The organism is Fastidiosibacter lacustris, from assembly GCF_003428155.1.
GTDB classification, from domain to species: domain Bacteria; phylum Pseudomonadota; class Gammaproteobacteria; order Francisellales; family Francisellaceae; genus Caedibacter; species Caedibacter lacustris.
Genome location: NZ_QLIR01000003.1, coordinates 35563 through 48840, shown reverse-complemented (window position 1 = coordinate 48840; position 13278 = coordinate 35563). Strand labels below are relative to the sequence as shown.

The 13278-nt window shown below is 34.8% G+C and carries 11 protein-coding genes; all 11 read right to left on the bottom strand.

The annotated features are described in order from the left end of the window. Positions 1-51 precede the first annotated feature (51 nt). Positions 52-1221 (bottom strand): D-alanyl-D-alanine carboxypeptidase family protein, encoded by a 1170-nt coding sequence (locus DNJ77_RS02610; RefSeq protein WP_157966564.1) that lies wholly within the window; start codon positions 1219-1221, stop codon positions 52-54. Positions 1222-1337: 116 nt separating this feature from the next. Beyond that, on the bottom strand, positions 1338-2870 hold the full coding sequence (locus DNJ77_RS02605; protein ID WP_157966563.1) for a hypothetical protein: 1533 nt from the start codon (positions 2868-2870) through the stop codon (positions 1338-1340). Further along, positions 2818-4281 carry a hypothetical protein gene (locus DNJ77_RS02600; protein ID WP_116963446.1) on the bottom strand — a complete coding sequence of 488 codons (1464 nt, stop codon included), beginning with the start codon at positions 4279-4281 and terminating at the stop codon, positions 2818-2820. Before DNJ77_RS02600 ends, DNJ77_RS02605 begins: the two co-directional genes overlap by 53 nt. A 6-nt stretch (positions 4282-4287) precedes the next feature. Further along, on the bottom strand, positions 4288-4860 hold the full coding sequence (locus DNJ77_RS02595) for a type II secretion system protein (protein WP_116963532.1): 573 nt from the start codon (positions 4858-4860) through the stop codon (positions 4288-4290). 31 nt (positions 4861-4891) lie between these two features. Then, complete coding sequence (locus DNJ77_RS02590) at positions 4892-6034, bottom strand: type II secretion system F family protein (RefSeq protein ID WP_157966562.1); 1143 nt, start codon at positions 6032-6034, stop codon at positions 4892-4894. Further along, positions 6024-7691 carry a GspE/PulE family protein gene (locus DNJ77_RS02585; RefSeq protein ID WP_116963444.1) on the bottom strand — a complete coding sequence of 556 codons (1668 nt, stop codon included), beginning with the start codon at positions 7689-7691 and terminating at the stop codon, positions 6024-6026. The genes DNJ77_RS02590 and DNJ77_RS02585 overlap by 11 nt, the downstream gene beginning before the upstream one ends. Then, a complete protein-coding gene (gene pilP / locus DNJ77_RS02580; RefSeq protein ID WP_116963443.1) occupies positions 7688-8161 on the bottom strand; it encodes a type IV pilus biogenesis protein PilP in 474 nt (157 codons plus the stop codon). The genes DNJ77_RS02585 and pilP overlap by 4 nt, the downstream gene beginning before the upstream one ends. After that, positions 8154-9509: a hypothetical protein gene (locus DNJ77_RS02575; protein ID WP_116963442.1), complete on the bottom strand. Its 1356-nt coding sequence runs from the start codon at positions 9507-9509 to the stop codon at positions 8154-8156. The genes pilP and DNJ77_RS02575 overlap by 8 nt, the downstream gene beginning before the upstream one ends. Position 9510: 1 nt before the next feature. Then, positions 9511-11133 carry a hypothetical protein gene (locus DNJ77_RS02570; protein ID WP_116963441.1) on the bottom strand — a complete coding sequence of 541 codons (1623 nt, stop codon included), beginning with the start codon at positions 11131-11133 and terminating at the stop codon, positions 9511-9513. 12 nt (positions 11134-11145) lie between these two features. Next, positions 11146-11649, bottom strand: a complete 504-nt coding sequence (locus DNJ77_RS02565; RefSeq protein WP_157966561.1) for a TcpQ domain-containing protein — start codon at positions 11647-11649, stop codon at positions 11146-11148. Next, on the bottom strand, positions 11642-12754 hold the full coding sequence (locus DNJ77_RS02560) for a hypothetical protein (RefSeq protein WP_116963439.1): 1113 nt from the start codon (positions 12752-12754) through the stop codon (positions 11642-11644). Before DNJ77_RS02560 ends, DNJ77_RS02565 begins: the two co-directional genes overlap by 8 nt. Positions 12755-13278: the final 524 nt, after the last annotated feature.

The following is a 13278-nucleotide window of genomic DNA, read 5'->3' as shown; positions in this document are numbered from 1 at the left end:
TCTTAGAAAGTTTTTCTAAAACAAGTTCACACCATTAAACTAGGAAAAGCATCAACTAAATAATCTATTAAAAAAGTTCTTCTCAGCTAGATCATTGCTAGCATAAAGCGCTATATCGGTAATAACGTGATCACCAGCAGTAACGTGGAGACTACCCACTTTTTGATTTTTTTGAATAGGTGCTTTCAATCCAGGTAGCAGAATAATTTTTTTGTTAATATGAGGCACAAATGACTTAGGAATAGTTTTTGTAATGGTTTCTTGCGTTTGAAGCTTTAGAACTTGATTATTTTTGGCATTAATAATATTTTTTGCATCAATTTCCATCGTATCGCCTGAAATAGCAACCGTGTAATTGGTATATTTGCTGAAACCAAAATTTAAAAGTTTTTGTGCTTCAGCTTCACGAATCGATGCACTGGGGGCCCCCATCACTACACCGATAAGTCTTTGTTGATCACGTTTGGCCGATACAACGATATTATAAGCGGCTTTATTGGTATAACCTGTCTTAACTCCATCCGTGCCTTCATAGTTTTTTAACAAACGATTACGGTTTGGTTGAGTGATGTTATTATACGAAAAGGAGGTTTCTGAATACAACTTGTAAATCGCAGGGTAATTATAGATAAATGCTCGAGTCAACACTGCCATATCAAATGCACTACTATGCTCATTTTCAGCCGGCAAACCATCAGGATTAACAAAATTGGTATTTTTCAACCCTAGAGCTTTTGCCACTTTATTCATGATGAAAGCAAAGTTCTCACTCGACCCTGCTACAAACTCGGCTAATGCAACACTGGCATCATTCCCTGACTGAATCATCATTCCACGTAACAAGTTTTCAACCGTAATCTGCTCCCCATCTCTAATAAACATTTTAGAGCCGCCCTTTTGTGAAGCATGTTTGCTGATTATGATTTTTTGATCCAGCTTTAAAGCATCTTGTTGAATTTCACTTGCAATCACATAAGCCGTCATAATTTTAGTTAAGCTTGCTGGAGCACGTTGTTCATTCATATTAAATTCACTGATAATTTCACCTGTTTCAAAGTCCATTAACACCCAACTTTTTGCATTCAGCTGTATCGGTTGAGGTACAACAATAACGGTTGGAATAGCACTCAACGATGCCATGCTGGTATTGAAAGGTAAAATAAGAAAAATACAAAACATCATTTGCATGGTAGTTTTCATTTTTATTTTTAGTTTTGACACTTTTAAAATCTCCTTTCTCTGCTGTTATTATTTTTGTTTTAATCATTCACAAACTTAAATTTGTAGCACTTATAACACACTTTTCCTAAGAAGCCAAAACCTTCATTTTTATACCTTTAATGGGATGTGTAACAATATCTAAAACTTCCAGGGACAGGGATCATATTTAGCATTGGAAACATTACAGGAAGCCATAAGGCAACATTTATATTCTTAAAATAGTCAGCTACTAAATTGCTATTATTAATTAAGTTGTTATCAATCAATAGTTCTAAAGCCTCGAATGGTTTGGTTAGCTTATCCAATGTCATCATATGAAAAACAGTGATTGTATTTGGAAATAGCTCTAATCCAGGCACTGGTGGTACTGGACTTAATACTGCTGGTGATGAATAAGTATTGACAGGCTTTATACTTGTATTTTCTACCATCGATAACGTCGCAGATGCACTAAAAGCCGTAGATAAATGCCGAATCGTACCTGAAAAAACCACAAACACCTTACCATTTGGTCCTGTTGGCAGCAATACTGGTAAAGTAATCGGAAAAGTAGGCATTTCTCTACAAACCGGTGTTGTTCCTTTAAAAAGTGCATGAAGATTCTCTCCTCCCATACTGCCTAGGTTGAGATCATAAACGTGAATATTCGTCTTTTTTTGATTTAAACCACGATGCTGATTGCCTAAATAGATATTATTAGAGGCATTGATTCGCATCGAGTTTTCAAGCGATGTTTTAGTTTTATCCCCGGTATAACCTGAAAAATAGGGTCCAAATTTATCTAATGATTCCTGTATTTTTTTATCAACTTCATTAAAATTTTCTACCCTTGCCACATTAACAATACCTCTTTTACTAAAAGTATGTTCTATTAGAGGATTGGGTTTGTTATAACTGATATCTGCCACCATAGAATTAGAACCATCAATCTGTAACCAAATACCATCAGTATTGGTAACAAGTGCTTCAACGACGATTTTTGCAGTCTCTTTATTATATTTAAAATCTGCAATACCATGATGAGTGGCTACATTTGCCGCAGAACGAATGCTTGGACCTGGGAGATGTGTGTCATTAATATTCGTCATATGGGTGCCAAGTCCATAGCGTGCCTTTGCCGTATTAAACACTACCGCACCCAAATGCGCTGAAAGATCTATACGATTAGTTTCATATATCTGAGGAATACTAATCATAATTTGCCTGCGCGCCGTTGGATTATTATTCAAGTGATCAACAAAATCAGTCAGAGTCACTGTAAAATCTAATTCGCTTTGATCACCTAATAAACGCGAGTTGATCTTATAACCACACGGCAAATAGCCACCATGCGGGTTACCGCTGCCATCGCTATTGCATGTAGCTGCCTTAAGCCAGCCAAACCCTGAATATATGATATTGGTATCAAGATTTCTATCTTGAGAAACACGGGCTATCACGGCAGACACATAATCAGCAATCTGGTTTCCTAACGTATTCGCTTCGATGCCCTTTTGATCATCTTGCACTTTCCAGTAATAGCCAGACAAAAGAATGCCCATAATCAAAACAGTAATAAGAAGTGAAAAGATTGAAAAGCCTTGCTGGCTTAACAAGCTAGTACGGTATCGAACAGTAATAAATATTTCCAATCGCTTTAAGTCCACCAATATGACTTCCCCCAGGAGTAGTAAACGTAATTCGCTCCGTACCTGAGCTATTTGGTATTCTAGTAGTAAAAAGGTCTTTATGATTTATTGTTATTCCTCCTTTATGAAAACCAGTAGGATAATTGATAACTGCTGCAATCACGATAACTCCACCATGCCATTCTGCAGATTCATTTGTTTGGTATGCAGTATAGTTATTAGTTGTTCTAACTTCAAGAAATGCAATATTGTTATAATCACCATCATGTCTTGCAGAGCCAAAAACTTCCACATATGACTTTCCACTAGGTCCAAACTTAACTTCCATATCCATGTAATAACTCGATCCTCTTGTAGTTATCACCTGACCATCGTTTATAAGCGTTTTACAAGTAGGGGCTTGATTTTTAAACATATCCCCTAAAGTTTGATTTTCAGAAATAGCGCCTAAATACATATCATAAATATGCACATTCGTGGTTTTCTCATGAAGCCCCTTTACCTGATTACCAATATAGATTTCTTTAGAAGCATTGATTCGCATTGAATCTTCTAGCTCATCTTTAGTTCCGATATAACCTGATACTGATGGACCTTGCTTATCAAGTGCCTCCTGCTCATTCGCATCCTCCTTATTAAAGTTTTCAATACGTGAAATATTAACAATACCTCGTTTTCTGAAAGTTTGTTCTATGTTACTTGCCGGTTTGTTATAACTAATGTCTGCCACCATAGAGTTGGTACCATCAATTTGCAGCCAAATACCATCTGTATTGGTAACAAAACTTTCGACCTCTATTTGTGCGGTGGCTTTGTTATACTTAAACTCAGCGATACCATGATAAACAGGCATATTCCCAATCGAAGGCTTACTGGCTCCTGGGTGCCCTGTTTCTTCAATATTGGTCATACTTGTTCCCACACCATAACGAGCTCTTGCTGTATTAAAAACAACCGAACCAAGGTAGGGTGAAATGGAAATGCCTCCACCATTTGGCTCGCGTACTGTAGGCAATGTAATAGTAATCTTTCTGCGTGCAGTAGGATTGTTGTTAAGAGATTCAGTGACTGGATCTACTATAACTTGAAAATTATTTTCAGTTTGATTGCCAAGTAATCTTGAATGAATTGAGAAAGTACAGGTCAAGTAGCCAGGAACCGTTGAAGGATCTAAAGGATCATTACAATTTGTTGCCTTAAGCCAATCAAATCCTGTGTAAGTATCATCTGCTAAAGCTCGATCTCCTGAAACTTTACCAATAACAGCCGATATATATTCTGCTATCTGATTACCAAGCATTTGTGCTTCAAATTTTTTATGATCATCTTGTACCTTCCAGTAATACATAATGGAAAGAATACCAACGACAGCCACTGCAATTAAGAGTGGCACAATCACAAAACCACTTTGTTGAGATATACGCTTTTTCATAATATTTTAACTGAATACCAGCACTAAAGTTCCATTACCATTATCATTACCATTACACTTTGCAGTTAACTCTGATACCTTAGTAACTTTTTCAGTCCCAACTAATACCTCATCTGCATAACCACCCAGATAATCTGCACCTATATCACGACACGCTTTAGCAGGGATGTCTGTTAAAGTAATTCCAAATTGGATATTGCTATTATATGGAGCAACCGTTATTTCAGAAGTAGAAATAGTCGATGTCCATGGCGTAATAATCGCTCTATTAGTACCAGTACCCCTTATTAGATTGCTTGGAACAAGGTCAAACGCATCGGCAGTAGAGATACCATCATACCTTCCAGCTGATCCTGGGGTTGTTGCAGCATATATTCCAACTAATTTAGAGGACATGGTACTTACCGCATCCTTAGTTTGTTTAACTTTTACATCTGACCATAGACCTGATGCATAAGTTAAAATCAATACGGCAATAATAGCAATCACCGAGATACCGATTAACAATTCCACCATGGTGATTCCACGCTGCTTTTTAAGATTGATATGCTGAGTTTGTTGTTGATTAATATATTTCATTGTTATTTCCTCCGTGGGTTAATATTTTCGTTTATCTAAATAAGCTGGTAACTGATAACATTGCACTTAAGAACCAGACAATAAAACCGCCTGTCATAAGCAAAAACATAAAATTAATGATACTAAATGATCTTTCAATACTCCCTAGTTGTTGTTCAAAATACTCATTACCCATCATGTGTAGTCCCCGCTCTAACTGATTTGATTTTGCGTACATTTCAATCAAAGTTGCCAACTCACGGTGGAATATATTTGATTTCACCAATATATCCCCTGCACTTAATCCATCGGCAAGATATTGCTTCTGTCTTTCCAGGTAAATGTTGAGATACCTGTTGGCATTGCTTTGAATTTTGCGTAATGCTAAAGATAATGGCTTTGCTTGTGTCCCACCACTTGTACCCAGCAAGCGAGATAAGGAAATCATAAAACGAATGCTGCATATTTTTTTGTATAACGTAAATGGCGGAATATAGTCAAGCACCTTAAAACGTATTAAACCGATTAAATTGGGTAAACTAACAAAAATAGCAACAAACAAAGCCAATAAGGTTGCCACTATCCATAAGAAATAGTTGACAAACCATTCACTTATGATTAATAGTGCTTTTGTCGAGCTACTTATTTTGCTTGCATCCGCAGATTCGATAACCGGAACTAAACCAATCTGAACAATAAACATCATGCCAAATATTCCAAAGATATAAATAATTGGATAGATCATCTTGGACCAAATTTTTTGTGTTAATGTATTTAAACTCTTTGAGATTGCTATCACATTTTGCAATACTTCTGACGTAATCTGGTCACTTGAGCTTAATATAATTTGCTCACTCTTTGGAATATAAAGTGACAAAGCCTCTACCGCACTGAGTCCCAATGAAGCGTGGCGATATTGGACATCTTTTAAAACATCTATAATCACTTGCTTGGGTTCTAGAAATGCTCTGGCATGTTTGGTATAAGAGCTGATAATTTGCTCTAAGGCATTGTTAAAACTACCAACTTTAATCAACATTTCAAGTGTCTGATAAATCTCAATACGCTTAGTTGACGATAGCTGTATTTTTAAGAAATAAACTTTTGTTTTGGGATATAAAGAATCATTACTGACATCTATAGCTTGATATCCCGTTTGAAGCCGTTGAGTTAATTTAGTTATTTTAGACAACATTATATGACTCCTTAATATCAGCATCATATAAAATTGTTTTTATAAACTGACTATCTAATAAATCAAGCATTTGCGTATCATCTATAGCACCTAGTCTTTGTTCCAAAGAAGTCGGACACACAAGACCCTTCAACACTTTTAGAATCGCATCTTCTTTCAATGTTCTTTCCCCTGAATGCCGCCAACATAAATAAGCATCAATGAATTTATTGTCGTTAAGAAGTGTCAGTAATTTACCCGTAGGCATAACCATCTCGGCAACAACGGTTAATCCAGCTACCCCTTTATGGCAGTGCTCACAACCGTTACCATTTCTAAATTTTAGGTTTTCAAGAGATGATTCATGTAATCCATATATTTCACACATCTTGTGTAGTCTACCAAGAATAGCTTGAAAATTATCAAGTTGTATTGCATCTTTATAACTCATAGCACAGTGTTTGCAGACTATAGCAACAAGTGATTGATGAATAAGTAACCTGATAAAACCGGGAGAGCATAAAATCTCGCGATCAAGATTCAAAGAAACCAACCTATTGATAATATGTAGTGCACTTTGGGCGTGTATGGTTGATATAAATAAGTGGCCACTTTGCACCGCACTTTGGGTAAAAATGGCTGTATCTTTGTTTCTAATCTCATTAATACAGAATATTTCAGCATCTGATCTCAAAAACTGTGCCATTGCACGGCTATACGCCAATGTCATCTCAGCCTCACTCATTTCAACCGTTGTGTGAATTGGGTGTTGTATAATACCTTCAATACTATACTCAATTGGTGAACCGACTTCGACAATGTTCTTGCTTGGAAAAAGTGCACGTATTTTTTTCAGCATCGCCGCTTGCATAGTCGATTTACCTGAGTTCACCTCACCAGCCGTTAAAATCAAACCAGAATCGGCTATCATTGCATGTTCAAGTCTTTCTATCTGCTTGTTACTATAGCCAAGTTCTTTTAAGCTTTTAATGCTCTGCTGTTCTGTTGGTAATATTCTCATCGCAATAAAGTAAGATGAGCGAACCTGATTATCACCGACAACTCCTTCAGATGATTCAATATTAAGCGAAGCGAAACGAATACGATATCTTTTGTGATCAATATACCGCTCGATAACAGTCTGTTGTATCGCCTCAGGTTTAAATTCTGTATCCTTTGATCTCTCTTCTCCTTTAGCGTTATAAATTGCACTCACTAAAGAGTGCATATACTCTGGATCATAAGTGTGATATACATATAATTCACGAAATTGTCTGAATTTAACATATCCTTTTAACGGTGTAACGATGATGTGAATATCTGTCACGCCACGTTGAATCGCAGCTTGTAAAATATGATCAAAGTCACGAACAAGCTTCTGGCTTGAATAAACGCGTTCATCAATAGATTTTTTATTTGCCTCAGCAAGAATACTTTCTGTAACGGTGATCGTTATAGACTTATCCAAATTCTCACTCTTCATTGCCTTTAATCGCAATTCTGATATATGCTCTAACAGACTTTGATCATGCCTGTGATCTTTATTGATCAGAACTAATAATTTATTCTGGTTTGTTGTATATATGCCAAACTTACGTTTATTTGTCTCAGATATTATTTCTGAGAACAACATATGTTTGGGTTTTACAGCCAAGTCATTATACTCTTGAATAATCATAATTGATTACCTGGTTTAGACTGCCGTTCTAAATAAATTATTTTTTCCTCTTCCGCATTACCAACGCTCAGCACTACGTATCCCGGTTGTATTTTTTTAATTTTTACCGAGCCTATAATATCTCCTTCTTTAACAGGAACTATTCTGTCATGAAACTCCACTAATGCGACCATGTTACCATCTAGACCATAAATTTTTTGTACTGAATACAGATTTTTTTCTTCTTTCTTGAATGGATCTATGGTTGTTGATGCACTTTTTAACTGTGATGATACTTGCTCTTGTTTTAATTTTTGGCTAAAAAGCTCAGTTTTTGCTTTAGCAAGCTGAGTTTCAAGATTGTATCGCCCAATAGTTTGAATAACTTGATTTTGAATATCAAAATCTATATCTTCTTGCGTTGAACTTGCATTGCCTAAAATGACTGTAGATAGCAATAAGATACTAGCAACAGGTTTTTTCTTAAACATAAATAACTCCTTGGAAAGTAAATGAATTAATTACTGAAATTTCATTTGGATTGAACTCAATTTTAATACCATCAAACATAACGAAGTACTTCGATGACAATATTTGTCGTAGCTTTAATAAGTCAAGTTTGGAGTTGCCTGTAACATTAAATAGCAATGCTTCTTTATAATAACGGTTTTGTTCTTTTTGCTTAGTTGGTGAAATACTAAAGCTAAGTTTGGAAATTTGGATTTGTGTTATGAGATCATTTAAATGAATTTGTCGCTCAGTAACGTTTTCAAACATTTCTTTTGTTAGGTTGTAACTCTCTACTTTATTCTGCACAAGTATGTCCAATAGAATTTGACTATTATCTGGTGATTGTGTCCTATTTATTGCACCTAACGCCTCAGAAAGTTTGATACCATAATCTAATCCTGAATAATCTTCTCTATTATACAATAATGAATATGTTTTGAAATTTGGTTTCTTTAAAACAACACTACTTAAGTACCATCCTGCAGACAAGTATACAAATTTTGGTAAACTTTCTATCAGAGTCGAAAGATTATAATAAGCAATATCTTTATTCAGATGTTCTATAAAAAGATTGTATTGCCTTATCTGCTCTTTTGCTTCTTGCTCTTTTTTCAAAACTAAAAGTTTTTGTCTTTCAATCTCAGCTAAGCGCTCATTTTCATATTTTACATATAATGTATACACATAATATGAAACAGCTAAAAAAGTAATCGGTAATACGAACTTTACAAACTTAGACTTTTCTTGTTTTATAAGATGCGATGTGTATTTATTTTTACTTGAAGACTTCCACTGATTTATATCATTCAAGAGTTTACTCATAGATAAATTAGAAGTTAAATCATCATTACTCACACCCAGTTGTGCTAATTTTTGAGGATCTCGTATATCTATAACAGTTTTAAAATTAGATATTTCTAGGCTCTTTATATAATGTATAATGTGAGGTAAGAAATCAGATATGGAATCAGGTTCCATAAAGAAATCGCCAGAACATTCAATATCATCCGCATCAATACTCTTATTTGATGAGGGAATACTTGACCCTATTGACAATACTTTACCTGCGATGATAAGGCATATCCAAATTGATTCTTGATCATTCTCTATGTCAGGTACTTGGTCACTCACAATCAGTAAATGCTTATAATGTGAAGCCAATAAGGCCGTCATAATAATTTTTCCACCTTTAGGTGCAACAACAAACTGCTGTTGCTTTTTTAAATATAATCCTGATTGACCTTTATACTTGTTTTTAAGATAAGTTAATACTTTACGGTTATTGCAAGGATAATACTTACAACCAAATACATATTCATTCGTAATCATATTAATTACTTCCAATGATATAAGGCGTTACTATAATTACGGTCATAGTATGTGCTTTTTGAGTCCCTTTACTTCCACCTAATGCCCACACATCTTCGCCTGCAAGCGAATTTGTACGGTATTGATTCGCTTCATCTTTAAACCCAGCCAATATAAATGACTGACCTGAGACAAGTGGCAGTGCTTGCATAAATGTCTTTGATTCAACCGACGGCAGTTCAATTGAGCTGTCACCTGCAGATGCACGACGAATTTCTATCAAGGAAGACATGTCTACTGTAAAATCAAGCAGAACCTCATTACCTTTAATTATTTTAGGATTAAATGTAAGGTAAAAACCTGTATTAATTGTCCCTGGCGTTAGGGATACTTCAGTAGTACCTGTGTTTGAGGTTGATGTAACCTTTCTTTCTTTAACATATCCAACAGATTGACCTATATTAAGCGCTGTAGGATTACCATTGACTGTATAAGCAGTTTGTCCCTTGACATAAGTCGTTTTGCCAACTTGTTGTAAAGCTGACAGAATTGCTTTTGTCCCTTTAAAAGGACCTGAACCAATACTGCCTGTTACAGTGCCAAGCTTAATATCGCTATTTCCCAAAGCAATTGGAATCCCTGTTGTATCCCAATTTAACGAGCCCTTTGTTGTTTCATAGACCACATCCCAATTCAATCCATAATTGGAGTCTGCTTTTTGTTGCACATCATAAATATCTACTTTAATTGCAATTCTTTGACGCGCTTTACGGTTCAATTCTTCAATATATTCCTCAACGAATCTCATAAGCCTTGGAGTAGTTTTTACTGTGATGTAACCATTGGAAGAGGATAACTCAGCACTTCCATCTGAACCAATAATAACTTGAATCGCTTTAATAGCACTATCCCAACGATTTTCCTCCCCAGAATCGTAAGTTACCTCAACACTTTGTGGCATTAAATTATCAGTTTGACTCGTGTTTTTAATTGTCTTTTTTGTACGTCCATATCCAAGCAACATATCCATCGTGAAAGTCTTAGATTCATAACGATAAATATTGATTGTATTGTCCTTTGAATTATATACCCACCAAAGTCCAAAATATGAAGAAATTCTATTTAATAACTCTTTAAACTCCCCAGTGAAATAAAAGCTTGGCGTCTTCATGAGTTTATTTTTAGATACAACAGGTATTCCAGATCCATATGGCATGGACTGAAGATTAGTTTGATTACCTTCCAAATCTTTACCTCTTTCAGTCATATATTTGATAGCATCATCAGATATTCTGATCGTCAAATTTGTTTGTTCCATAATATCATTAACAATGACATCTAAGGTTAACGGAAGATTTGAGCTAAAAACGAAATTTTGATTAAAAATATCGGGTAAATTCATAGTTTCAGGGACTATTTTATAGCCCTGATCTGCAATAAAAATTTTATCGTTGTATTGGATAAAAGGATTGGTAGTTTGTAAATTGCTTGCATCTGATAACGTTTGTGTCTTTTTAAAGTTTTGATTAGCAATCTCAGTTGTTTCTTGCATATTTGCACAACCTGCTGCTAAAACACCAAATGATAAAAGAGTTAATTTTTTTCCACCATTTATCGATTTACTTAAAATATTCATAAACAACATTTAACTTTCCTTCTACGCGTGTGGTATTAATAAGCTAGGGGAATAATGTGATGACTTCACAACCAACACTTTGTTTGACATTACCTCTACTTGTAGAGGATGTGATGATTTACTTAAAGACTCAAGCACTTGCTCTAAAGCACCACCTTTTTCTAAAAAGTTGGCATAGATCTCGGTTGTTTGGCTAATTGTGAAATCAATATCTGTTTGATATACAACTGTGTAACCATTCATTTCTGCCCAACGATTCAAAGCCTGGCGCAAAGTTTCACCTTTATGTAAGACGTAAAGCTCTGCTTCTTTTGTTGCTAATTTTTGAATTTGTTCATCCTTACCATATACTATTAAGTTTTGCTCAGGATTCACTATCGTATAAACCTGAGTGACATCGTGCACATTTTTACGCTTTATCTCCTCACTTAAAGAAGGCGAAAATTGAACAGTCAATTCGCCCTGCGCAAAACTTATTTTTAAAGATGCTAATAAAAGCATAGAAACACTAATATGTTTAATCACCTTGATACTCCCGTATGCTAAAAACTTTATTAAATAAAAGACCAATTGAATTCAAAACGTTTACATCCACAATGCCACTACCATATACTTCATTTTCATGAACAGTTTGATTCAAGAATTTTTCAGGGATATCAACTAATTTAAGCTTAACCTTGGTTTGCTCACTCCATCTCCTCAGCACAGTGTTTATTTTTTCATTTTCTAATGTATACAAAACAATATATTCACTTGCAATTTTTTGAGCGAGATCTTTTGTTTCAGCTACCCCTAATTTCAGCGTATTGGAATTACGAGCAACTTCAAAGCCATGTTGGTTCATTTCATTTATAAATGCCAAACTTAAGCCACGTTGATCATATACAGTCCTTATCATGCTGTTTGACTCCCTAGAGGCAAAAGGTGAAATGGCAAGTGTATAATTTTCGATACCTACTATAGCATCATCTTTTGTTTCTCTTGGTAATTCAGCTGTTTTATTCGCTACTTTATAAACTAAAACCAACTTCTCGATTTGGTCGACGGGCAGTTTTGTAGAGACAATATAGTCATCACTAAGAGCGCTCAAGCTTTCGTTTTTTAATGTATACAAAACAATATTTTCACTTGAAATTTTTTGAGCGATACCCTTTGTTTCAGCAATCCCTAATTTCAATGTATTCGGATTAGTATAAATCTCGAGTCCGCGTTGTTTCATTTCATCTATAAAAGATAAACTTAAACCAAGTTGATCGTATATAATTGTTACTGTATTACTCAACTCATCAGAGAGAAAAGGTGAAATTACAAGTGTATAATTTACAATATTTACTACAGAGATATTAGTCGTTTCTCTTGTAATCTCTTGTGACTGGTCATTAAGCTTAGTATCAATGGCTTGCTCTGTGCTTATCTGATTAGAGAAAGAATAATCTTCCTGTAGCAACAAATCAGCTTGTGTTTCAATAACACAATTCGAATTGTCATTGCCAAAATCATTCAAGCATTTTGAAATTTGTTCGCTTTTATGTAGCTCACTATTATTTTTATTGACGTCTTTATTGTCAACTATTGCACAACCGCTAAGTATTAAACCTAGCAAGGAGACCGATGTGATTACCTTATACATATTCATTTACCCTTAAATTTGACCCTGATATTTGTATTAACAAATTAATATCCCCCTTCTACCCCATGTTATTCAGCTTTTCAAACCACATTTGAACTGTTTTATGCCTTTAGACAGACTAAATAAATAACAATCATAACAACACGTTACTTAATGTCATAGATTGCCAATTATAAATACAATTTAATTTTTTTATAACCGTATAAATATCAAAAAAAGTACGGTCTTTTAATTAAAAACTTATTTTAACGATATTTTAAGGTTTATTTTTAAACAAAAAACAAAGCATAAACTAAGGTAAAAATTAGGTAGTTATTTAATGTTTAGACGTTCAAACCAAGAATCAGTCAAAATATTATTGATCACAAGCCCGCATAAGTTAAACTGAAATCGAAAGCTATCATTTTAATGGATGTCGTATTTCTGCTTATCATACGACCTGTTATAAATAAATGCTACTTGAATTAGCTACACTACTTATTGACCATATCAGACATAGCAGAAAACGACAAACATCCTCCCCC

What these genes read in the sequence shown, in the direction of transcription:
- DNJ77_RS02600 (WP_116963446.1), bottom strand. Translation starts at nt 4,281, where the DNA reads ATGAAAAAGCGTATATCTCAACAAAGTGGTTTTGTGATTGTGCCACTC.
- DNJ77_RS02595 (WP_116963532.1), bottom strand. Translation starts at nt 4,860, where the DNA reads ATGAAATATATTAATCAACAACAAACTCAGCATATCAATCTTAAAAAG.
- DNJ77_RS02590 (WP_157966562.1), bottom strand. Translation starts at nt 6,034, where the DNA reads ATGTTGTCTAAAATAACTAAATTAACTCAACGGCTTCAAACGGGATAT.
- DNJ77_RS02585 (WP_116963444.1), bottom strand. Translation starts at nt 7,691, where the DNA reads ATGATTATTCAAGAGTATAATGACTTGGCTGTAAAACCCAAACATATG.
- pilP (WP_116963443.1), bottom strand. Translation starts at nt 8,161, where the DNA reads ATGTTTAAGAAAAAACCTGTTGCTAGTATCTTATTGCTATCTACAGTC.
- DNJ77_RS02575 (WP_116963442.1), bottom strand. Translation starts at nt 9,509, where the DNA reads ATGATTACGAATGAATATGTATTTGGTTGTAAGTATTATCCTTGCAAT.
- DNJ77_RS02570 (WP_116963441.1), bottom strand. Translation starts at nt 11,133, where the DNA reads ATGTTGTTTATGAATATTTTAAGTAAATCGATAAATGGTGGAAAAAAA.
- DNJ77_RS02560 (WP_116963439.1), bottom strand. Translation starts at nt 12,754, where the DNA reads ATGTATAAGGTAATCACATCGGTCTCCTTGCTAGGTTTAATACTTAGC.